Below are 22,156 nucleotides of genomic sequence, written 5' to 3'. Positions count from 1 at the left end.
AATTGGGTGCTTTTTATTTAATAAAAATTTGTGTTTTACCAAATTCTAACACGCTCTTCTGGAGCTAACCACATTTTATCACCTTCTTTAATATCAAATGCTTCATAGAACGCATCAATATTTTTAAGTGGTTGTGTTGCTCTGTAAATACCTGGAGAGTGAGGATCTGTTTTGATTTGTGTTCTCAAAGCGTCGTCTCTTGTTAACGTTCTCCAAACCGTAGCCCAAGACATAAAAAATCGTTGCTCTGGTGTAAAACCGTCGATATTTTCTGGTCTTCCGTTTTCTTCGTAATATAATTGTAAACCGTCGTATGCTCCAAGTACACCTCCAAGATCTCCAATGTTTTCACCTAATGTGAATTTACCGTTGATGTTTACACTATCCATCACTTCAATGGCACTATACTGTTCAGCTAAGGCATCTCCACGTTTTGTAAATTCCTCTAGGTCTTTATCTGTCCACCAGTTTTTTAAGTTTCCGTCGCCATCAAAACGTGCTCCACTATCATCAAATGCATGTGAAATCTCATGACCGATTACAGCTCCAATACCACCATAATTTACAGCTTCATCTGCTGTCCAGTTATAGAAAGGTGGTTGTAGAATTGCAGCAGGAAACACAATCTCGTTATTCATCGGGTTGAAATACGCATTCACCATTTGTGGTGGCATTCCCCATTTTGATTTATCTACTGGTTGTCCAATTTCTGATAAATTTTTCTCACTAGCCCACTTACCTACAGCCATCATATTCTCTGCATAGGTATTACCTTCTTTTACCATCATGTTTGAGTAATCTTCCCATTCATCTGGATAAGCGATTTTTACGGTAAACTTATCTAATTTTTCAATGGCTTTGGTCTTGGTTTCAGGTGTCATCCAATCTAATTTCTGGATTCTATTTTGAAAAGCAGTAATAACGTTAGCGATCATTTTTTCTGCTTTTGCTTTAGCCTCTGGCGGAAACTTTGCATCGACATATAATTTACCAATTGCTTCTCCTACTGCTCCATCAACTGTACCAAGTGCACGTTCGTCTGCTGGACGCATTTTCTTGGAACCATTTAAGGTTTTTCCGTAGAACTCCCAGTTTGCTTTTTCAATTTCCGTAGTTAAAAAACCTGCAGCACCATCTATTGTGCTCCAGTCCATTAGGGTTTTGATATCTTCAATAGGTGTAGACTTTAAAAAGTCATTCATTGCAGCCATATATTTTGGTTGCATCACATTTACGGTATCCATCTCTGCTGTAATCCCTAAATCCTTGATCATTTTGTTCCAATCAATAGCTGGTGCCATTTTTTGTAAATCCTCTAAGGATGTTGGGTTGTTGTAATTACGAGCATCTCTCATAGCAACCTTATCTAATCTAGGCTCTGCCAATGTAGTTTCCATTGCTAAAATCTTTACAGCTGCTGCATCTGCATCTTCTTTGCTGTAGTTGATGTATTGTAACATTTTAGAAACATGGGCTTTATATTTCTCTCTTATTTCTTTTGATTTTGTGTCTTGGTCTAAATAATAATCTCTTTGTAATCCCAACCCATCAGGATATACCCAAGCCACATTCATACTACTATCATTTAAATCTGCATTTGCGCCAATACCTGCAAAAGGTGCTCCAACTCCAATTGTTGTTGCATATACTGTTTGCATGTCATTGAGGTTTTTGATCCCATCAATCTTATCCAGCATAGGTTGTAAAGGTTTGATCCCTGCTTCATTTCTTGCAATGGTATCTAACTCAGTCTCAAAAATAAGAAGTGCCTTTTTTTGGTCTGTGCCTTCTTCGTATTTTCCTAGTTCCTTAGAGGTATTCATGATCTCTAAAACATCTTTACGAGTGTCTTTTCTTAAGACCCCAAATCCTCCCCAACGTGTTTCGTCGTCTGGGATTTGTGTAGATTTTGCCCAATTTCCATTGACATAATTATAGAAATCGTCTTTTGGACTTACAGTTGTGTCCATGTTGTCAAGGTTAATTCCAGGAATTTCCTCAACCATTGCAGTTTCTTCTTTAGGTTCTTCTTTGCATCCTAAAAATGCAAAAAGACTTAAAACAGAAACCGCCAAAATACTTTTGATATTGGTTTTCATAATGTGCTTATTGGTTAAATTTTAATAAAATTAGTTATTAATTAGAAGCATTAAAACTCATTTTGTTACATATTAACAAAATATTAAGAGGTGTAAATCGAGCATTGCCTTCCTATTCTGGTTTGAGAATGTTGTTTTTTTCAAACTCAAACTTCTTATTCATCTGTAAATTTAAGTTTGACACTGTTATCAAATACTCTTTAATAGCTTGTAATTTCTCTTGTTTACTAATATTATCGATCCTCAAAAGGCTATTAAGTTTTTGAATTTTTGTGTCTAATGCAGTAATTCTGGCTAAAATCTCATTACTTCTAAGTTGTTTAGGCATTTGCCCCTTCATCTCTTGCATGAGAGTGGTAATCAATAGTGGATCGCCAGAAAAATAGCTCAAATCGCCATTTTTCAATACTTCAGTTTGTATATTTAAATCCTGAAATCTTTGCCAATCTGTGACTGCTTTTTGAGAATCTGCACTTAGCCCATAATCGTCGTAACGTAAAGATTCAATATCTTTTTGAGTTATGGTGTTATCCTCTTTTTGCTGTTGTGTTACTTCGGTAACTTCGGAAACTTTCTCCCTTTTACAACTGGTGACTAAAAAACAAAAACTTAGAAAAGCTACCAAAAAAATGCGCATCATTGGAAATATTCAATTTGGAGTAAATATAACTAAAGTGCAAATATCTTAGATGCAATTAACAAAAAATAAAGAGTAACCTCTTTGTTTTAGTTTTAAACCGAAAAGCGAAGAATGAATCATTATATAATTTTCTTAAAATAGGTTTATACTGTTTTATTCTTTTTATTTTTGAATGCAGAATAAAAATAAATTATATGCCTAGAATTTTAATTATTGGTGCTGGTGGACAAATAGGATCTGAACTTACATATAAGTTAAGAGAAGTCTATGGTTCTGATAATGTTGTAGCAAGTGACATTGGTTATCATAATACTGAAATTATAAACTCTGGAATATTTGAGATTGTAGATGCACAAGATTATGCCTCTGTTAAAGTTTGTATTGAGAAACACAAGATTGATACTGTTTACCTCTTAGCAGCTATGCTTAGTGCTACTGGAGAGAAATACCCAATTAAGGCTTGGGATCTAAATATGGATTCTCTTTTTCACGTATTAAATCTGGCAAAAGAAGGTTTTATAAAACAAGTATTTTGGCCATCAAGTATTGCTGCTTTTGGACCAACTACGCCAACAACAAATACACCTCAACATACCATAATGGAGCCTACAACTGTTTACGGAATCACAAAACAAGTTGGTGAGCGCTGGTGTGAATATTACCATAAAAAATATGGTGTTGATGTGAGGAGTATTAGATATCCTGGTATTATCAGTTGGAAAACGATGCCTGGAGGAGGAACCACAGATTATGCTGTAGAAATTTACCACAAAGCTATTATAGATAAACATTACGAATCTTTTTTATCTGAAAACACAGAACTCCCAATGATGTTTATGGAGGATGCTATAAATGCAACTATTCAAATAATGCAAGCTCCTGCAGATGATGTAAAAATTAGATCTTCGTATAATTTATCTGCTATAAGTTTTACACCTAAGGATATTTCCGAAGAAATTAAAAAACATATTCCTGAGTTTCAAATCACATATAATCCAGATTTTAGACAAGAGATTGCAGATAGCTGGCCAAAATCTATTGATGACTCTGCTGCGAGGTCAGATTGGAACTGGTCTTACAGCTTTGATCTTGAAAAAATGACAACCGAAATGATTACTCAGTTACGAGAACGTTACAGGGATCTTTAATTTTATAAAGATTACTAAAATGCAAAAAGCACTTTCGATGAAAGTGCTTTTTTTTCTTTTACATACCAATCTTTATTTAATCTCGAAACTTTTTTTATAGACTCTTTTTCCAGATTCAAGACGTACATAATAATCTCCTTTTTCATTAGCAGATAATCGGTAAACTTGAGACAAAACACTTTTTCCTTTTAACTCGTCTTTTAATATAAGTTCATCGTTATAATACAATTCGATTTTTAACGGTTGCTCATTTAAAGACATTTGAGAAACCAATAATTGATTGTCTCTTGATCTCACTACAGGTTTGAAAACTGTTGTGACCTTACTATCTAAAAAGACAACATTCTTGGATTGGATAATAAATGGTGTTACAATAATTTCAAAGTCTTTTTCTAATTCTACAGTATATGAACCTTCGTTTAATGCTGTAAAATCGAATTTCTTTGAGAATGAGCCATTACGTTCAATCGTCTCTTTAAAAAGAACAACACCTTCATTGTCTATAATTGTATATTGGTGTCCTTTCTTTACATCTGAGAATTTTAAAACTGTAATTACTTTTGCTGAAACATCATTTGCATTTTCATTTGCGTAGCCTGTTACCATTGTCAACATTATAGCTACTACTAATAATCTTTTAATTGTTTTCATCATTTTTGGGTTTTATGATTACATGACAAAGGTATAGTGTAATAGGCTTTTAGAAAACAACAGATTTGGCTGATTTATATTCTATTTTACCATTATAATTGTTATAAAAGTTTATATATGTTAATATAGCATAGTTTAGTGCGAATTTTGAATACATTTCTAATTTCAATTGTTTTAAATTTGCATTAATTACAAATCTATGATTCAAAGAAAACCTGCATTAGAAAAGATAAGTCCAAATTTTGGGAGTTCTGTTTTTGTAAAGAAAAGTAACTCTAACCACAACGGTGACCGAAAGCCCTATTGGCATTTTCACCCAGAAATAGAATTAGTATATGTAGATAAAGGTCAAGGCAAACGCCATATTGGTAGTCACCTTTCCTATTTTAATAACAGTCAACTCATTTTAATTGGCTCTAACTTACCACATAACGGTTTTGTTGATCGCCTAACTCAACAGGGCTCAGAAGTTTTGGTACAATTTAAACCAGACTTTTTAGGTGAAGACTTTTTTGATCTTCCAGAAATGGTAAAAATCAATGCTTTATTTGAGCGTTCTAAAAATGGAATTCTTTTTAAACCAGAAACCAAAAGACGTTTGGGCAAAAAAATCCAGAAATTAAATGAAGTAGATGGTTTTGAGCGCGTTTTACTTTTACTGAAAATCTTACAAAAATTAGCCGAAGTAAAAGACTATGAAATATTAAATGCAAACGGATTTGTTTTTGAAACAGAATTACAGGATAGCGCTAAAATAGATATCGTTTACAAACATGTCAATAATAATTTTCAAAGCCATATATCGCTAGACGAAATTTCAGATAAGGTAAGTATGACAGTTCCTGCATTTTGCAGATACTTCAAGAAATCAACGGGTAAAACGTTTACGCAATTAGTGAACGAGTATCGCATTGTACACGCTACAAAACTACTCTCTGAAAGTCAAATGGGTATCTCTGATGTTGCTTTTGAGTGCGGGTTCAATAATTTCTCACATTTCAATAAACTCTTTAAGGAATTTACAGGAAAAAGCGCGCTAAAGTACCGTAAGGAATTAACCCAAATTATGCACTAAATTATTTCTTCCCATCCCACTCTGCATAAAATTGATCTAAAAACTGTTCCATATATTGGTGTCGCTTTTCCGCAATTGTTTTACCGGTCTTAGTATTCATTCTATCTTTTAAGAGTAATAGTTTTTCATAAAAATGATTAAGAGTTGGTGCTTCAGAAATTTTATATTCTGCTTTAGTCATCTTTAGATTAGGCTTTATGTCTGGATCAAACAATTTTCGGTTTTTAAACCCTCCATAATTAAAAGTTCTGGCAATTCCAATGGCTCCAATGGCATCTAAACGGTCTGCATCTTGCACAACATCCAATTCCGAAGAAGAAAAGGTTTGTGCCTCATTTCCGCCTTTGAAAGATATATGTTTAATGATGTTCACGACGTGTTCAATTACGGTAGAATCCACATTGTTTTCAAACAGAAATTGTCGTGCCTTTTGAGGCCCAATAGTTTCGTCTCCCTTGTAAAATTTGCTATCTGCAATATCATGCAGCAAGGCACCAAGTGAAACAACCAATAGGTTTACACTTTCGTTTTTAGAGATGAGCATTGCGTTTTTAAATACCCTATGGGTGTGAAACCAATCGTGACCACCTTCGGCATTTTCGAGTTCTTTTTTTACAAATTGCTTGGTTTTCTCTATTATTTCTACGGAAGTATGCATGACCTAAAATTAAAAATTCCTTTCAAAAGTTGAAAGGAATTTTATGTGATTTACGAATTGGTTATTTTAATCGAGCAGGCTCAACCCATTTAAACTGATAGGAGTTTTCTGGAATCTTCATTCGCTCTGCGAGGCGCAACATTCTTGCTGGTAAATTCATTAAATAATCACGCGCTTTTTCGGCTTCGTCGTTGAGACCTTTGGTATTTCCAATATCCCATCGGTCAATCAGTTTTTGTAAAATATCAACATAATCTGCAGATGTATAAACGCCAATGCGTTGTGCTGTATTTGAGAACTCTTCAAAAGCTGTACTTATTTTTTCTCCAGATTCTCTTAAAAAATGAGCTGGCATAGCGATTTTTTGTTTCATCATATAATGAAATGCCATCATCATTTGGTTTGGATCTACCTCAAAGATGCGCTCAACAAACTCAGAGTAAGCATGGTGATGTCGCATCTCATCTCCAGAAATGATTTTACACATTTTCGCCAATTGCTTGTTTCCTTTTTCCTTTGCCATTTTGGCAACACGGTTGTGGGAAATATAAGTGGCCAATTCCTGAAAACTAGTATAGACAAAGTTTTTATATGGGTCACGATCTGTACCAATATCAAAACCATCTGCAATAAGATGTTGTGTGGTTTTTTCAATCTCGCGCATGTTCACGCGACCAGATAAGTACAGATATTTATTGAGGACGTCTCCATGTCGGTTTTCTTCCGCAGTCCAATGTCTTACCCATTTTGACCAGCTATTTCGTTCCATTTGCCCTACGCCTTCCACATCCATTAACCAAGATTCGTATGTTGGCAAAGCTTCTTCGGTAATCATATCACCAACCAAAACCACCCAAAAATCATATGGTAATTCTTTTGAGAGTTCACGAATTTCTTTAACCTCTTCATAAAAACTCTCATTTTCAGAATTTGGTAAAAAATCGGTCGGTTGCCAGATTTTTTCAACAGGAATGAGGTATTTTTCTATAAGTTGATCAACATCCTTTTCTAGGTGCTGCATCACTTCTAATCTTATGTTTTTTAGGGACATAAACTATTTTATTAATGAGTAATAGCATTGACAATAATGTTTTCTACATCTGTTAACAATGCCTGTCTATCTGTAAAGTTAGCGATTTCTATGGGTTTATGTATAGTGAATTTAATATGATTTCCAATTCCCATTGGGAATTTTCCGTAGCGAAACATTTTCCAAGAATTATTAACGGTTATTGGCACAATTAAAGAGGATGGCATTTTTTTGATTAAAATTTCTACACCTTTTGTTTTAAAAGGCTTTGGGTAACCATCTTTACTTCTAGTACCTTCAGGGAAAATGACACCTGCTCTATTAGTCTTTTCAATATATTCCGCAAATTTCATCATTAGAGGTATAGAACGACGTGGATTTTTTCGATCTATTAAAACCGAGCCACCATGACGTAGATTGTAAGACACACTTGGGATGCCTTTGCCCAATTCTTTTTTTGCAACAAATTTAATATGATGTTTTCTCATATACCACATTATAGGCGAAATATCATAGGTGCTCTGATGGTTGGATATGACAAGTAAAGGTTTGTTTGTTGGGATGTCATGAGGATTGTCCCAAGTAAACCGTGTACCTAGAATATTGAGACAGCGCATTAAGCAAAACTGCAGGGCATCAACACTTTTTTTATGGGCTTGATAGCCTAAAACATTAAAACAAAACCATTGTATTGGGTGGAAGATGATTAACGTCAACCCGAAGACCAAATAATATAAAACGGTTAATGGATATGCCAAAAGTTTTCTCATGTGGTAAAATTAGCTGAATGAAAATAAAAAATGAAAATAAATCATAAAAAAAGCCACGATTAAAATCGTGGCTTCATTTCTAACTATTCATTGAAATAGCGTTATTTCTAACAGTGACTGTTGTAAGCATCCATTAAATTGTCTGCTATTAATTCCGCTGGACGACCTTCAATATGGTGACGTTCTAACATGTGCACTAATTCTCCATCTTTAAATAAAGCGATACTTGGTGAACTTGGTGGAAATGGCACCATGTGCCCTCTCGCAGCATCAACCGCCTCTTTATCAACACCTGCAAAAACCGTTACAATATGATCTGGACGTTTTGCATTTTGTAAACTTTGTCTCGCTCCAGGACGAGCATTGGCAGCTGCACAACCGCAAACCGAATTAACGACAACTAATGTTGTGCCTTCTTTTGCTAAAGCAGTATCTACTGCATCTGCTGTTTGTAATTCTTCAAAACCAACTTTGGTTAAATCCTCACGCATTGGTTTTACTAATTCTGCTGGATACATATATTTTATATTTAATTATTATTGATTTAAGTTACAAAGATACCAATTGTGTAACAAAGTCTATACCATTTATACTAACAAATAGTATATTTGAATATAAATAAAATCTATAGTTTATGAGTTTTGCAAAATGGATAGGAGGTGCTTTGGGCTGGTCTTTTGGTGGGCCAATTGGTGCTATAATTGGACTTGCCATTGGAAGTTTGATCGATGGTGCTGCAGAAGGTGGAGGTTTTTTATTGGGAGAAGGAAACTCTGGACCAAAAACACAGCAAAAACAGCGCACAACATATACAAGATCACAAACCAGGCCTCAAACCCGATCTGGTGATTTTGAGGTAAGCCTTTTAATACTGGCATCTGTAATTATCAAAGCAGATGGTAAACAAGATCAAAGCGAACTCGATTATGTGCGCCAGCAATTTGTAAGCATGTACGGTAAAGATAGAGCCAATCACGCATTTAGACTCTTCAAAAACGTAAGTAAGCAACAAATCCCAACCCGTAAAGTATGTTTACAAATTCGTGAAATGATGGATCATTCTTCACGATTACAATTGCTTCATTTTCTCTTCGGAATCGCAAAAGCAGACGGTATGGTTACCGAAGATGAAGTCTCTCAAATCTATATGATCTCTGGCTATTTAGGCATCAGTTCCCGAGACTACGGAAGCATAAAGGCCATGTTTTACAACAGTAGCGATAACGCTTACAAAATTTTAGAAATCACTAAAGAAGCAACCGATGATGAAGTTAAAAAAGCCTATAGAACTATGGCAAAAAAATACCATCCAGATAAAGTAATTCATTTAGGTAAAGAACATCAGGCAGGTGCAGAAGAAAAATTTAGACAAGTGCAAAAAGCTTACGAGCAATTACAAAAGGAACGCGGTTTTTAATTAATGTTTATTTTGCCTTTCCTTTATTCGCTTTTCAACGTCTTTGAAATAACGTTCAGATTTATATTTTCTGAACATAAACAATGCTAAAGCCAGCATTGCAAGCAGCATAAAACCTACTTTTCCTGTAATAAGATTTAAAAAATCCATTAGTAATAAATTTATTGATGTAGATGCCTATTAAACACCTCAAAAAAATGTTATTCAAAATTATTGATTTTTTTTCAACCATGATTTAATATTAACATTCTCTTTTTTTAAATTAACTTCATAAATTGAGGAGACCTTTTTAAATATTGACCATTAATAAGTAAAAGCATGTATGAGTGATCAAGACATTTTAGTACTTTTTAAAAACGGTCAACGGGATAAGGCATTCAAAAAACTTTATCATCTCTACCCTAAAATTGAAAAACTAGTACTTTCAAAAGGTGGCAGTAAAGATGATGCGAGTGATGTGTTTCAAGAAGCACTGATTATTTTAAATCGAAATCTTCAAAAATCAGAATTCAAACTCACCTCTTCGTTTTATACCTATCTATATTCGGTATCCCGATTTGTATGGTCTGATCTTCAAAAGAGCCACACCAAAAAACAATTACAAGAACTCAATGCGCAAGACGTTCAAGTATTTCAAGAGGTCATTGAAGAAAAAAAATACCAACTTGCCGAACATGCTTTTCTAGAAATTGGAAAACGATGTCAACAACTCTTACAACTGTTTTATCAAAAAGCGATGTCGTTTAATGACATCTCAAAAGTGATGCAATTCAAATCTGCAAAAATTGCAAAAAACCAGAAGTATAAGTGCTTAAAAAAAGCAAAAGACATTTATCAAACCAAACTAAAATCGGTTCAATCCTAAACACAGAACGCATGGAAACTTACACACAATATATAGAACTCATTAACGATTACCTCAACAACCTGCTTTCAAAAGAAGTGCGATTGAATTTTGAATCTAAACTACAAAATGACAGTGAATTCAATACCATTTACCAACAACATATCGTCTTTGTAAATGGCATAGAACGCATAGAAATTAAAACCGATATCCAAAAAGCAAAACGCGCTTATAAAGTTGAGAAATGGTTAAAAATTGCAGGAATATCTATCGTGATTCTTGGAGCAATGGTGATGTTGTACACGTTGGTTTTTAATACTTCCGAAAATGAACTAGCTCCAAAATCTGATAACTCTAAAACCACAGTTATTGATTCTACTTTTATTGAAAATAATGAAATTGATTCAAGTTTAGACGTTTCCGAAGACATAACAGATACCATTGAAAAACAATCCAGTTACCAAGTAAGTTACAAAACAACATCAAATAGTTCAAAACTCGGTATAGCGTCTACAACTAATCTTGAGATAAAAAAACGACCGCAAACCATTAGTTTTAATACTCAAAACGATACCACTATAATATGTAAAGAGGGAACCGTTTTAAAAATTAGTAAAGGGTCTTTTGTCAATTCCAAAACGGGAAAAACCATAAACGGAACAATAGAATTAAAAGTCACAGAATATTACAAACTCTCAGATATCCTTTTGGCAAATCTTTCCACAGTGTCTAACGGAAAACAACTAGAAACTGGAGGTATGCTTTTTATTGAGGCTAAACAAGGTGGTACAGATTTGAATTTAAAAGACGATAAACCGATAGAAATCTCATTTCCGACGAAAAACAAAAAGAAAGGAATGCAGTTATTTAACGGAGAATGGGAAGATGAAAATATTAATTGGACGCTTCAAAACGATGAAATATTGGAAGACCTAGATATTTCCGAAGAAGAAATTGAAGACCACATTGATGTGCCTTTTAACGTAGTTGAGCAAGTTCCAACTTTCCCAGGATGTGAAAATGAAGGCACAAATGAAGCTCGTAAAAAATGTACAAGTGATGCTATTTCTAAATTTATAACAACCAGATTTAATACTAAGGTTGCGATAGGGTTAGGATTATCTGGGAGGCAGCGCATCAACTCCATATTTAAAATTGACAAAGATGGAAATGTGATTTTTATTCAATCTAGAGGGTCTCACCCAAGACTGAGCGAACAAGCAGATCGTGTGATTGGTTTATTGCCTAAAATGATTCCTGGGATGCAACGTGGGAAACCTGTTAACGTGCCTTATTCTTTACCTATTGTTTTTGAAATTGATGGCGAACAAAATTCTAGTCAGTTTGATACGGAAAATGGCTCTGCAAATTTTATAACTACTAGAATCCAAGATTCTATTGGAATAAATCGACAAGTTGTTAGTGGTATTGAAATGGACACGCTCTATTCTACTTCAAGAGGTATTGTGCAGACTATACGAGAAGTGATGCATGACAAGGATTTCCCTGTAGATTCAACATTCGCAGATAAATGGAGACAATATAAAAAAGAAAAATTGATTCGCCTCTTTGGTGTTTTAGGTTTAGAATCAGAACCAACAGTAATGTTACGCAAGCCATTATTTGAGATGAAAAACACAAAATTTAAAATTCTTGAGGATGATTCTATTACTCGAGGAGGACATATCATTAGAAAACTTTGGGGAACTACTCAAATACCATCAACACGTATTTTTGAATTAGTACCTAAAAAAAGATTTGCAGTTGGCACAGAAGTTATAACTACAAAAGAATTTGAAACAAGATTAAGCGATGTTGATGATGTAAGCATTTCATCAAAAGACGTAGGTTACTATGTGCTCAGAACATCAAATTTAGGTTGGATCAATTGCGATCGCTTTATCAACGGAAGAAAAAAACAAATAACATATAAACTCAAAATAAAAGATGCCGATGGCGCGAGTATAAGCATGGTATTTAAAGCTTATAACTCGGTTTTACCAAGCTGGAAAACGAATGGTTTTTATGATTTTAGAACTATTGCAGACAATGAAGACATCGTTTTAGTAGCTATAAAAAGGAAAAACGGAAAACTCTATTACGATATGGTTGAAACGAAAACAGAAATAAATCCAAATATCAATTTGAATTTTAAAGAGGTAAGTATCGATCAACTCAAAACCGAATTAGAACAATTAAATAGTAACTTTGATAAATTATGAAACATCTATTACTCTTATTATTCCTGTTCCACGCATTTATTTTAAATGCTCAAGACGTTGCTGGTGTGTATCAAATAAAATCAGATACCGATGAGTTTAGCCACATACGCAAACTCACCTTAAATCACGATGGAACTTTTGAGTTTTATCATTATAGGTTTATAGCAAACGGAATTCCAAAAGAAACCCGTTCTTACGGAAAAGGCACATGGACTTTAGAAAACAAAGTCATAACTTTTTCTGCGGAAGCTTCAGATCTTGACTCAAAATACACACTCGATTTTAATAATTCTAAAGCGCGATTTAACACAAAATCACCAAGGGATAAAACCAACAGAGTGTTTGCAGATTTTATAATCTTTTACAAAACCGATGTAGTACTTGCCCAACGATTAAAGTTGTTTAAATATTCTACTTTATGATATTTACTTCGCACCAGTTATTGTAAGCGTCTTGTAATTGTTTTACGATTTCAGGATGATCTTCAGAAACATCATTTCGTTCGCCAGGATCATTTTCAATGTCAAAAAGCTTAATCGTTAAATCATCTCTAATTGGTGCGATGTATTGATTGGATGGTTCACTTTTCCAATGGTTTTCTTTGGCATTGGTAATTTTCCATTTGCCTTGTCTCGCTGCCCAGGTTTTCTGCCATTTCCAAACTAACAATCGATCGTCTTGTGGACTGAACAAATCAATACCGTCAATATCCTTATCGGTGACTGTTGCACCTCCTGCTTTTGCTAATGTTGGCAAGATATCTGTTGCAGACACATATTGGGTAACTGTTTTTCCTGCCTCAATTTCTCCAGGCCAGCTTACAGCCATTGGCACTCTAATTCCGCCTTCCCAAAGTGAATATTTTCCACCCGTTAATGGAGCGTTATTGGCTCCAGTTAATGGTGAACCTCCATTATCTGAAATAAAAACTATAAGCGTATTTTTTTCTAAATCGTTTTCTTTTAAAGCATCCAATACCCTACCAATATTATCGTCTAGACAGTTGAGATTTGCTAAATAATAATTTCGTAAATCTGTTGTATTTATAGCTCCAACCCTAGAATACTTATCATAATAAGCAGAGTAAGTTCCCTCCTTATGCTTTCCATAAGCCACTAAACTATCGGGATCGTAATTTGGGATTACCTTTACATTATATTTATCCAGATATTTTTTAGGTACTTCATGTATTAAGTGGTGAACCGCATTGTAAGACAAGGTTAAAAAGAAAGGCTTATCTCTTTTTTGTTTCATGTAGGCTATAGATTCATCAGTAAAAATATCTGTCAAATACCCTTCTTCATAACTTTTTTCTCCCATATTATGCATCAATGGTCCAAGCAAGGCGCTTGTACCATATGGATCTGGAGTACGCTCTTTTATGCTTTGTGAGTTTAACCAGTAATCATGTGCGTGAGCAGAAAACCCTAAAAATTCGTCATAGCCATGGTTTAAAGGGTATTCTCGCACATCATTTTTATGAAAATTTCGACCTAAATCATTCTTTCCAATTCTTGCTGTTGCGTAACCTGCTTCTTTTAAATATTCTGCAATCGTTTTGACACTATCAGGTAATCCTGGCCCCCAACTTGCTGGTTTATCCCAACGAAATTGATTTTTACCAGTCAAGATTCCTGCTCTTGAAGGACTGCAAACTGGAGCAGTGACATAAGCTTGCGTAAACACAGTGCCCGAGGCACCAAGTCTTGAAATGTTTGGTGTAGAAACCGTTTCATCATGATTATCAAAAGGCGTAAAATCGGCATATCCCTGATCATCCACAACAATCAAGATAATGTTTGGTTTGTCTTGCTTTTGGTTTTGGCTTTCGCTTTGAGAAATTTCTATATTTTCTTTTTTAGAATTACAAGAAAACAATACTGCAACAAGCATTAGAAAAAAAGAATGTTTCATTTTTATAAATCTTTTATGGTAATTTATTTAGTCAACTATAGTTACTTTAATATCTTTCTCTTCAAGCTTCTTTTTAATGGAGCTTGAAATTCCCTTATCTGTTATAATTTCATGAATTTGGGACAAATCACAAATACGAGCAAAACTCTTTTTCCCAAACTTAGAAGAGTCTGCCAAGACAATCACTTTTTGAGCTGCGTTGAGCATTTTCTTATTTAATTCCGCTTCTTCAAGATTCGTTGTGGATAATCCATAATCTAAATCAATACCATCTACACCTAAAAACAGCTTACTACAGGACACGTTTTTTAAAATATACTCTGTATAGTTTCCAATTACAGATACAGAACTGTGCCTTATATAACCACCCAATTGTAAAATCTCAATGCTCTTATCGTGAATTAAATTTAGAACCACATGTAGGGAAGACGTAATCACAGTGAGCTTATTTTGTGCTTTTACAAACTTGGACAAAGCTTGTACCGTTGTACCAGACGCAATTAGGATAGAGTCGTTTTCAACAATTCTTGTTGCTGCCAATTGAGCAATCCCATTTTTTTCTTCTACGGAAATTTTCTCCTTATCAACAACCGTCCGCTCATTTATATACGGGTTTTCTAAGGATGCTCCTCCATGAGTTCTATGAAGCAACCCTTTTTGTTCCAATAATTTTAAATCTTTTCTAATCGTTACCGCAGACACGTCTAAGATCTCACATAATTCTAAAACCTCAAGATGTTTTTCCTTCGCAAGTCTATTCAATATGTCTTGATGTCTTTTCATACAGAAGCAAATATAATAAAACGAAACTAAATGAAATATTAAATTATAAATTATATTTCATTTTATTAAAATATGTTTCATTTTCTTTCGTATTGGATATTATTTTATATATTTGAAATTAATTGTAACAACAAATTTGTGTTTAAAAGGGAAAACTTACTAAATCAGTTAAAATCTACTCAAGACTGGGATGTTATTATCATTGGTGGTGGCGCAACAGGGCTAGGAGTAGCTTTAGACTGTACAACAAGAGGCTATAAAACGTTGCTTTTAGAGCAAGTTGACTTTGCCAAAGGCACATCGAGCCGAAGCACAAAATTAGTTCACGGAGGCGTAAGGTATTTGGCCCAGGGCAATATTGATTTAGTTCGCGAAGCACTTTACGAAAGAGGCCTGATGCTAAAAAACGCATCACATTTGGTTAGCAACCAATCATTTATTATCCCTAATTATAAATGGTGGGACAATATATTTTATACAGTCGGGTTAAAAGTTTATGATTTCCTTTCTGGCAAATTAAGCTTCGGAAAATCAATTAGAATAAAAAAATCCGAAACCATTTCAAGATTATCAACGCTTGAAACAAACAATCTTAAAGGTGGTGTCGTTTATCATGATGGTCAATTTGACGATTCAAGACTGGCTGTGAATATTGCACAAAGTTGTATAGAACATGGCGCTACAGTACTTAACCATTGCAAAGTAAAACATCTTTTAAAAGATGAAAAAAACCTAGTTAATGGCGTTATTGCTATTGATACCGAAACTAACGAAGAATATAGTTTACATGCAAAAACCGTCATCAATGCCACAGGCGTATTTACAGACGATATTTTAAAAATGGATAATCCTTCAGCAAAAAATAGCATTAGACCCAGTCAAGGGATCCACTTGGTTTTTGATAAATCATTCTTACCTGGCAATGATGCCATTATGATTCCCAAAACAGATGATGGTCGCGTACTATTTTTAGTGCCATGGCACGACAAAGTGGTAGTTGGCACAACAGATACACTATTAGATAGCCACAGTTTAGAGCCAAAACCTTTGGATGAGGAAATCAAGTTTATCATTGACACTGCTAATCGATATTTAAATAAAAATGTATCTAAAGACGATGTGCTGAGTATTTTCGCTGGCTTGAGACCTTTGGCTGCTCCAAAGGATAAATCTGAAAAAACCAAGGAAATTTCAAGAAGCCATAAGATTATCGTTTCAGACTCTCATTTAATTACCATAACAGGTGGCAAATGGACAACTTATAGAAAAATGGCACAAGATACAGTCGATAAGATTATTGAATTAAACAAGTTACCAAACAAGGAATGCAAAACAAAAGATTTGTTGATTCATGGCGCGAATGGACCCGTAGATCGCACAAATCATTTGTATATTTATGGAACAGATAAAAAAGAAATTGAGAAGCTAAGTCAAGAAAACCCAAGCCTATCAGAGCGTTTACATGAACGGTTACAGTTCACAAAAGCCGAAGTGCTTTTTGCTGTAAGACAAGAAATGGCAAGAACTATAGAAGATGTTTTGGCAAGACGTGTTCGGGTTTTATTTTTAGACGCTAAGGCAGCCATTGAAATCGCACCTTTGGTTGGTGAGATTATTCGCAAAGAGCTCAATCAAACAGACGATTGGCGCATGAAGCAAATTTCAGAATTTACAGAAATTGCAGAGCAATACGTTTTAAAATAATTTACTCTTTTTCCGATTTTTTTCTTCGGAAAGCGTAACTAAAAATAACCATATGGGAAAATATATACTATCATTAGATCAAGGCACAACGAGCTCAAGAGCCATTGTGTTTGATAAAAAAGGTAATGTAGTGTCTATGGCACAAAAAGAATTTACACAATATTTTCCCAAACCAGGATGGGTTGAACACGATCCAACCGAGATCTGGTCAACCCAAACTGGTGTTGCTGCAGAAGCAATTGCCAAAAAAGGACTCGATGTTAAACACATCGCTGCCATTGGCATTACTAACCAACGTGAAACCGTTATCGTTTGGGATAAACATACAGGCAAGCCTATTTATAATGCTATCGTTTGGCAAGATAAAAGAACATCAGATTATTGCGACGAACTCAAAAAAGAAGGAAAAAACGATCTTTTTAGACAAAAAACAGGATTGGTAATAGACTCCTATTTTTCTGGCACCAAAGTAAAATGGATTCTTGACAATGTTGATGGAGCCCGTGAAAAAGCAGAAGCTGGCGATTTAATTTTAGGCACGATAGATACTTGGCTTATTTGGAATTTCACCAAAGGCGAACAGCATATTACTGATGTTACAAATGCCTCAAGAACTTTAATGTTCAATATCAATACGATGGATTGGGATGATGAACTTTTGGAAATCTTAACAATCCCAAAAAGTATGTTGCCAGAAGTAAAGCAATCCAGTGAAGTTTACGGTCACACAAAATCTACTTTTTACGACTCAAAAATACCAATTGCTGGTATCGCAGGTGATCAACAAGCAGCACTTTTCGGTCAAATGTGTACAAAACCAGGAATGGTCAAAAACACCTATGGTACAGGTTGCTTTATGTTGATGAATATTGGTGAGAAACCAATAGTTTCTAAAAACAACTTATTAACCACTGTAGCCTGGAAAGTTAACGGAAAAACAACATACGCCTTAGAAGGCAGTATATTTATTGCTGGCGCAGTTGTACAATGGCTTCGTGATGGATTAAAGATTATTAGAAATTCTTCGGAAATAGAAAAACTGGCAAATTCCGTAGAAAGTTCAGATGGCGTTTATTTTGTTCCCGCGTTTGCTGGTTTGGGTGCACCACACTGGAACCAACACGCAAAAGGGACTTTATTTGGTTTAACACGAGGAAGCACAGATGCACACATCGCCAGAGCAGCTTTAGAATCTGTAGCATTTCAAACTATGGATATTCTAAAAGCTATGGAGGCAGATGCTGAAATTTCAATTGAAGAATTACGCGTAGATGGCGGAGCAACGATAAACAACATGATGATGCAATTTCAAAGTGACGTGCTAAATACACAAACGGTGAGACCAAAAATAGTAGAAACGACTGCAATGGGAGCAGCTTTTTTAGCTGGTTTAGCAGTTGGTTATTGGGAGAGTACAGATGAAATTCAAGATATTTGGCAAATTGATAAAACCTTTAAGCCTACTACAGATAGAGCAGAAACCGAAGCGAATATCAAAGGCTGGTACAGAGCTATTGATGCTTTGGAATATTGGACAAAAAGCAATTCAAAATAAAAAAATATGACACCATTTATAGCAGAAATTATAGGTACAGCTATTTTGATTTTATTAGGAGGCGGTGTAATTGCAAATGTGGTTTTAAATAAAACCATAGGAAACAACAGTGGTTGGATCGTTATTACTACGGGATGGGCTTTAGCGGTTTACGTCGCTGTTGTTATTGTTGGACCTCATAGTGGTGCGCATATTAATCCTGCGGTGACACTGGCATTAGCTGTGGCAGGAAAATTCCCTTGGGCAGATGTGCCCATGTATATTTTAGCACAGATGATTGGCGCCATGATAGGATCTTCCTGTGTTTGGGCAATGTATAAATTACATTTTAATGAGACCGAGGATGCAGATACAAAAAAAGCAGTATTCTGCACTGCACCAGCAATTAGAAATACATTTTCGAATCTATTTAGTGAAGCTATTGGGACATTCGTTTTATTGTTTACTATCTTATATTTTACAGATGCCAGTATCAATGATACCGAAACCGTTGTTGGTTTAGGTTCTTTAGGCGCACTACCTGTAGCGCTTCTGGTTTGGTCTATTGGTCTATCACTTGGCGGCACAACAGGTTATGCCATAAATCCTGCTCGTGATTTAGGACCAAGAATTATGCATGCTATCCTGCCAATAAAAAATAAGGCAAATAGTGACTGGAGCTATTCTTGGATTCCTGTTATTGGACCTCTGGCTGGTGGTTGCTTGGCTGCTTTACTTATGCTGGCACTTTCTTAAAAAAGACAATTTTATTAATTAAATTTAAGATGTCAATTCATTGTGGATTGGCATTTTGTTTGTTCAGTTTCTAAAAGTATCTTTACATAGTCTATGAAACACCTACTCTCAATTATATTCCTTTTTTTGGGCTTGCAAACTCACGCGCAGGAGTTGCCTCCTATTGAAAAATTCTCATCTGCAGATTATAATGGAGACAATCAAAACTGGATGATTTCCCAAGCAGAGAATGAGTTTATTTATGTAGCCAACAATAAAGGTTTATTGGAATATAATGGTTCCGTTTGGACCAGTTATGTGTCACCAAACAATTCGGTTATGCGTGCAGTAAATGTTATTGATGACAAAATATATACAGGCTGCTATGAGGAATTTGGCTATTGGCAAAAGAACAAATTGGGTCGATTGGACTATATGTCTTTACTTCCGAAGTTAAAAGATAAAGAGTTTAAAGACGATCAAATCTGGAACATCCTTGACTACGATGAATGGATCTTGTTTCAATCTGGTCACGAACTCTATTTTTATCACAAAGTTGACGAAACTTTCAAAATCATTTCTTCGGAAAGTATCATCTACAAAGTATTTCTAGTTGGTAATCAATTATATTACCATGTCGCAAATGAAGGGATTTTCAGTATAAAAGATGGCAATCCAACCTTGGTAATTAATGACGCTGTCGTTTTAGAAGATCGTGTTATAAATATTTTTGAACGTGAGAATAAATTGCTTTTGTTGACCAGAAATTCCGGATTTTATTACCTAGAAAACGATACCTTAAAATCTTGGGAGGTTTCAAGTAATTCTGAATTAAAAACACTCAACGTATTTAATAGCATCCAGCTCGATGATGGAAGTCTAATTTTAGGAACAATCTCCAACGGGATTTTAAAAATCAGCACTACAGGAGCTATTGATTATTCGATAAATCAAAAAAAAGGGCTTGCCAACAATACTGTTTTATCACTTTTTGAAGATAAAACGCACAATGTCTGGGCTGGGTTGGATAATGGGATCAATTGCATAAATGTAAAATCTCCAATTAGAACGTTTATTGATTATGAAGGCGTTTTAGGAACTGTTTATTCTACGATCATTTTTAAAAATCAATTGTATGTTGGTACTAACCAAGGGCTTTTTTATAGATCTTTAGATGACAAGAATCAAGCTTTTCAATTTGTAGAAGGCACAGCTGGTCAAGTTTGGAGTCTATACAGTGATGGTGAAAACTTAATGTGCGGTCATCATCTTGGCACCTTTTTAATTGATAATAATACTGCGGAAAAGATAAGCACAATTTTAGGTGCTTGGAATTTCAAAAAAATCCCTAATCATCAAAACTTACTATTGCAAGGTAATTACAGCGGACTTTATATTCTTGAAAAGAAAGACAGCTTATGGAGTTTAAAACATAAGGTTGAAGGTTTTGGCAATTCTGCGAGATTTTTTGAAATTAATGATGATAACGAGATATTTGTTAATCATGAATACAAAGGTTTGTACAGTATGCAAATTGACAATTTTTATAGAAAAGTTGATTCTGTAAAACTCCACCCAGAAGTACCAACCAGCAAAAGCTCTAGTTTGATATCTTATCGCAATGCTATTTTATATGCAGCAAATGAGGGTATTTTTAGGTATGAAAAAACTAAAAACGTTTTTATCAAAGACTCTTTAATGAGTGCATTACTTACACCAGAAGATTACACCTCTGGCAAAATGGAAATAGATAAAACAGGGAAACTCTGGATGTTCTCTAAAAATAATATAAGCTATATTAAAAATGATGATCTTACGAATAATCCAGAAATCACCAACATCCCTATACCTTCTAATTTAAGAGCAGGTGTTTTGGGTTTTGAGAACATTCAGCATATAAAAAATGAAACTTATGTTTTAGGGACAACTAACGGTTACCTTACTTTAGATCTTTCAAAAACAGATTACCAATATGATTATAATGTTTATTTAAACAGAGTTACAATCAAAAATATTGACGAGCAAACAAGAGCTTTATCAATTTCAGAAAAAGGCGAGTTTGATCACAAAAAAGGTATTGTAACATTTCAATATTCGGTACCTCAATATGATAAATACCTCGACATCACATATCAGTATAAGTTAATGGGACATATTGATAATTGGAGTGATTGGACTAACAAATCTAGTGTTCAATTTGAGAATTTGTCTTTTGGAGATTACACTTTTGAAGTAAGAGCAAAAGTAGGTAATCAAATATCACAAAACAGCAATCCATATAATTTTAAAATAAACAGACCTTGGTATATTTCTGATTTTGCAATCGCCATCTATGTCTTAGCTTTAATTGGAATTGGCTTTTTAGTTCACAAAGCTTATAAATTTTATTACGTTAGAATTTTAAAGCATGAGCAGATTAAGAATGAGAAAACCATTATCCAGATTAAAAACGAGAAACTTAACCAAGATATAGAAAGTAAAAATCGTGAGCTCGTCATTTCTACAATGAGTATCATCAAAAAGAATGAGTTACTTAACAAAATAAAGAAAGAACTTAAAAAAAGTAATACTAAAAAAGATCTTGGAGATGCAATAAGCTTAATAGATACCAATTTAAACAACACCAAAGACTGGAAATTCTTTAAACAAGCATTTAATAATGCAGATAAAGATTTTTTAGATAAGATTAAAGCGCAACATCCAGATTTAACTCCTAACGATTTACGTTTTTGTGCCTATTTAAGACTTAATTTATCATCAAAAGAGATTGCGCCTCTTCTCAATATTTCAACCAAAAGTGTTGAAACAAAAAGGTACAGACTTAGAAAAAGATTAAATCTTAACCATGATGACAGCCTAGTTAATTATATCTTAAAATTTTAATACCTCGACAGGGCTGTTTTCTACCTAGACTTTACCACTACATGAGCAA

20 protein-coding genes are annotated in these 22,156 nt (G+C 34.4%); 10 read left to right on the top strand and 10 right to left on the bottom strand.

Annotated elements, in window-relative coordinates:
- Positions 1–35: 35 nt before the first annotated feature.
- Entirely contained in the window at positions 36–2,099 is a 2,064-nt protein-coding gene (locus GQ40_RS13895; protein WP_047549649.1) for a M13 family metallopeptidase, read from the bottom strand.
- A 112-nt stretch (positions 2,100–2,211) separates the two neighbouring features.
- Positions 2,212–2,739: a hypothetical protein gene (locus tag GQ40_RS13890; RefSeq protein WP_156115590.1), complete on the bottom strand. Its 528-nt coding sequence runs from the start codon at positions 2,737–2,739 to the stop codon at positions 2,212–2,214.
- Between the two features lie 194 nt (positions 2,740–2,933).
- Between GQ40_RS13890 and GQ40_RS13885 the strand changes: the two genes are divergently transcribed.
- The gene (locus tag GQ40_RS13885) at positions 2,934–3,887 is read left to right on the top strand and encodes an NAD-dependent epimerase/dehydratase family protein (RefSeq protein ID WP_047549643.1); all 954 of its coding nucleotides are present in this window, start codon (positions 2,934–2,936) and stop codon (positions 3,885–3,887) included.
- 72 nt (positions 3,888–3,959) lie between these two features.
- On the opposite strand, the gene GQ40_RS13880 is transcribed toward GQ40_RS13885, so the two are convergent.
- The gene (locus GQ40_RS13880) at positions 3,960–4,538 is read right to left on the bottom strand and encodes a hypothetical protein (RefSeq protein WP_047549640.1); all 579 of its coding nucleotides are present in this window, start codon (positions 4,536–4,538) and stop codon (positions 3,960–3,962) included.
- A gap of 199 nt (positions 4,539–4,737) precedes the next feature.
- Here GQ40_RS13880 and GQ40_RS13875 point away from each other — a divergent pair, with 199 nt between their 5' ends.
- The gene (locus GQ40_RS13875; protein ID WP_047549637.1) at positions 4,738–5,613 is read left to right on the top strand and encodes an AraC family transcriptional regulator; all 876 of its coding nucleotides are present in this window, start codon (positions 4,738–4,740) and stop codon (positions 5,611–5,613) included.
- 1 nt (position 5,614) lies between these two features.
- Here GQ40_RS13875 and GQ40_RS13870 read toward each other — a convergent pair whose 3' ends face one another.
- The 4 genes from GQ40_RS13870 to GQ40_RS13855 form a co-directional block, all read right to left on the bottom strand.
- A complete protein-coding gene (locus tag GQ40_RS13870) occupies positions 5,615–6,271 on the bottom strand; it encodes an HD domain-containing protein (protein ID WP_047549634.1) in 657 nt (218 codons plus the stop codon).
- 61 nt (positions 6,272–6,332) lie between these two features.
- On the bottom strand, positions 6,333–7,322 hold the full coding sequence (locus tag GQ40_RS13865; protein ID WP_047549633.1) for an acyl-ACP desaturase: 990 nt from the start codon (positions 7,320–7,322) through the stop codon (positions 6,333–6,335).
- An 11-nt stretch (positions 7,323–7,333) separates the two neighbouring features.
- Complete coding sequence (locus tag GQ40_RS13860; RefSeq protein ID WP_047549630.1) at positions 7,334–8,071, bottom strand: lysophospholipid acyltransferase family protein; 738 nt, start codon at positions 8,069–8,071, stop codon at positions 7,334–7,336.
- Between the two features lie 107 nt (positions 8,072–8,178).
- Entirely contained in the window at positions 8,179–8,589 is a 411-nt protein-coding gene (locus GQ40_RS13855) for a BrxA/BrxB family bacilliredoxin (protein ID WP_047549627.1), read from the bottom strand.
- A gap of 116 nt (positions 8,590–8,705) precedes the next feature.
- Between GQ40_RS13855 and GQ40_RS13850 the strand changes: the two genes are divergently transcribed.
- Complete coding sequence (locus GQ40_RS13850; protein WP_047549625.1) at positions 8,706–9,488, top strand: TerB family tellurite resistance protein; 783 nt, start codon at positions 8,706–8,708, stop codon at positions 9,486–9,488.
- Here GQ40_RS13850 and GQ40_RS17635 read toward each other — a convergent pair whose 3' ends face one another.
- The gene (locus GQ40_RS17635) at positions 9,489–9,638 is read right to left on the bottom strand and encodes a hypothetical protein (protein WP_156115589.1); all 150 of its coding nucleotides are present in this window, start codon (positions 9,636–9,638) and stop codon (positions 9,489–9,491) included.
- A gap of 172 nt (positions 9,639–9,810) precedes the next feature.
- On the opposite strand from GQ40_RS17635, the gene GQ40_RS13845 reads away from it, so the two are divergent.
- From GQ40_RS13845 to GQ40_RS13835, 3 genes are read left to right on the top strand one after another with little or no spacing between them, the layout of a single operon-like run.
- Entirely contained in the window at positions 9,811–10,353 is a 543-nt protein-coding gene (locus GQ40_RS13845) for an RNA polymerase sigma factor (RefSeq protein ID WP_047549622.1), read from the top strand.
- An 11-nt stretch (positions 10,354–10,364) separates the two neighbouring features.
- Positions 10,365–12,554 (top strand): energy transducer TonB, encoded by a 2,190-nt coding sequence (locus GQ40_RS17630; protein ID WP_231565580.1) that lies wholly within the window; start codon positions 10,365–10,367, stop codon positions 12,552–12,554.
- Positions 12,551–12,976: a hypothetical protein gene (locus tag GQ40_RS13835; protein WP_047549619.1), complete on the top strand. Its 426-nt coding sequence runs from the start codon at positions 12,551–12,553 to the stop codon at positions 12,974–12,976. Before GQ40_RS17630 ends, GQ40_RS13835 begins: the two co-directional genes overlap by 4 nt.
- Here the strand turns inward: GQ40_RS13835 and GQ40_RS13830 are convergent.
- A complete protein-coding gene (locus GQ40_RS13830) occupies positions 12,966–14,468 on the bottom strand; it encodes a sulfatase (RefSeq protein ID WP_047549616.1) in 1,503 nt (500 codons plus the stop codon). The genes GQ40_RS13835 and GQ40_RS13830 overlap by 11 nt on opposite strands.
- Positions 14,469–14,495: 27 nt before the next feature.
- On the bottom strand, positions 14,496–15,251 hold the full coding sequence (locus GQ40_RS13825; RefSeq protein WP_047549613.1) for a DeoR/GlpR family DNA-binding transcription regulator: 756 nt from the start codon (positions 15,249–15,251) through the stop codon (positions 14,496–14,498).
- A 72-nt stretch (positions 15,252–15,323) separates the two neighbouring features.
- Here GQ40_RS13825 and GQ40_RS13820 point away from each other — a divergent pair, with 72 nt between their 5' ends.
- The 4 genes from GQ40_RS13820 to GQ40_RS13805 all read left to right on the top strand — a co-directional run bounded on the left by GQ40_RS13820 (position 15,324) and on the right by GQ40_RS13805 (position 22,107).
- Entirely contained in the window at positions 15,324–16,955 is a 1,632-nt protein-coding gene (locus GQ40_RS13820) for a glycerol-3-phosphate dehydrogenase/oxidase (RefSeq protein ID WP_081990221.1), read from the top strand.
- Positions 16,956–17,007: 52 nt separating this feature from the next.
- Positions 17,008–18,510 (top strand): glycerol kinase GlpK, encoded by a 1,503-nt coding sequence (gene glpK, locus GQ40_RS13815; protein ID WP_047549611.1) that lies wholly within the window; start codon positions 17,008–17,010, stop codon positions 18,508–18,510.
- Positions 18,511–18,516: 6 nt separating this feature from the next.
- A complete protein-coding gene (locus tag GQ40_RS13810) occupies positions 18,517–19,245 on the top strand; it encodes an MIP/aquaporin family protein (protein ID WP_047549607.1) in 729 nt (242 codons plus the stop codon).
- A 93-nt stretch (positions 19,246–19,338) separates the two neighbouring features.
- A complete protein-coding gene (locus tag GQ40_RS13805; protein ID WP_047549604.1) occupies positions 19,339–22,107 on the top strand; it encodes a triple tyrosine motif-containing protein in 2,769 nt (922 codons plus the stop codon).
- The last annotated feature ends 49 nt before the right edge of the window (positions 22,108–22,156 follow it).

Origin of the sequence: Psychroserpens sp. Hel_I_66 (assembly GCF_000799465.1) — a bacterium.
GTDB lineage: Bacteria > Bacteroidota > Bacteroidia > Flavobacteriales > Flavobacteriaceae > Psychroserpens.
The sequence above is the reverse complement of the archived record's forward strand: the minus strand, read 5'-3'. Positions and strand labels throughout refer to the sequence as shown.

Coding starts and splice junctions, on each gene's coding strand:
- GQ40_RS13880 (WP_047549640.1), bottom strand. CDS start 4,538: ATGAAAACAATTAAAAGATTATTAGTAGTAGCTATAATGTTGACAATG.
- GQ40_RS13865 (WP_047549633.1), bottom strand. CDS start 7,322: ATGTCCCTAAAAAACATAAGATTAGAAGTGATGCAGCACCTAGAAAAG.
- GQ40_RS13850 (WP_047549625.1), top strand. CDS start 8,706: ATGAGTTTTGCAAAATGGATAGGAGGTGCTTTGGGCTGGTCTTTTGGT.
- GQ40_RS13805 (WP_047549604.1), top strand. CDS start 19,339: ATGAAACACCTACTCTCAATTATATTCCTTTTTTTGGGCTTGCAAACT.
- GQ40_RS13845 (WP_047549622.1), top strand. CDS start 9,811: ATGAGTGATCAAGACATTTTAGTACTTTTTAAAAACGGTCAACGGGAT.
- GQ40_RS13870 (WP_047549634.1), bottom strand. CDS start 6,271: ATGCATACTTCCGTAGAAATAATAGAGAAAACCAAGCAATTTGTAAAA.
- glpK (WP_047549611.1), top strand. CDS start 17,008: ATGGGAAAATATATACTATCATTAGATCAAGGCACAACGAGCTCAAGA.
- GQ40_RS13875 (WP_047549637.1), top strand. CDS start 4,738: ATGATTCAAAGAAAACCTGCATTAGAAAAGATAAGTCCAAATTTTGGG.
- GQ40_RS13810 (WP_047549607.1), top strand. CDS start 18,517: ATGACACCATTTATAGCAGAAATTATAGGTACAGCTATTTTGATTTTA.
- GQ40_RS13895 (WP_047549649.1), bottom strand. CDS start 2,099: ATGAAAACCAATATCAAAAGTATTTTGGCGGTTTCTGTTTTAAGTCTT.
- GQ40_RS13855 (WP_047549627.1), bottom strand. CDS start 8,589: ATGTATCCAGCAGAATTAGTAAAACCAATGCGTGAGGATTTAACCAAA.
- GQ40_RS17635 (WP_156115589.1), bottom strand. CDS start 9,638: ATGGATTTTTTAAATCTTATTACAGGAAAAGTAGGTTTTATGCTGCTT.
- GQ40_RS17630 (WP_231565580.1), top strand. CDS start 10,365: ATGGAAACTTACACACAATATATAGAACTCATTAACGATTACCTCAAC.
- GQ40_RS13825 (WP_047549613.1), bottom strand. CDS start 15,251: ATGAAAAGACATCAAGACATATTGAATAGACTTGCGAAGGAAAAACAT.
- GQ40_RS13830 (WP_047549616.1), bottom strand. CDS start 14,468: ATGAAACATTCTTTTTTTCTAATGCTTGTTGCAGTATTGTTTTCTTGT.
- GQ40_RS13890 (WP_156115590.1), bottom strand. CDS start 2,739: ATGATGCGCATTTTTTTGGTAGCTTTTCTAAGTTTTTGTTTTTTAGTC.
- GQ40_RS13885 (WP_047549643.1), top strand. CDS start 2,934: ATGCCTAGAATTTTAATTATTGGTGCTGGTGGACAAATAGGATCTGAA.
- GQ40_RS13860 (WP_047549630.1), bottom strand. CDS start 8,071: ATGAGAAAACTTTTGGCATATCCATTAACCGTTTTATATTATTTGGTC.
- GQ40_RS13835 (WP_047549619.1), top strand. CDS start 12,551: ATGAAACATCTATTACTCTTATTATTCCTGTTCCACGCATTTATTTTA.
- GQ40_RS13820 (WP_081990221.1), top strand. CDS start 15,324: ATGTTTCATTTTCTTTCGTATTGGATATTATTTTATATATTTGAAATT.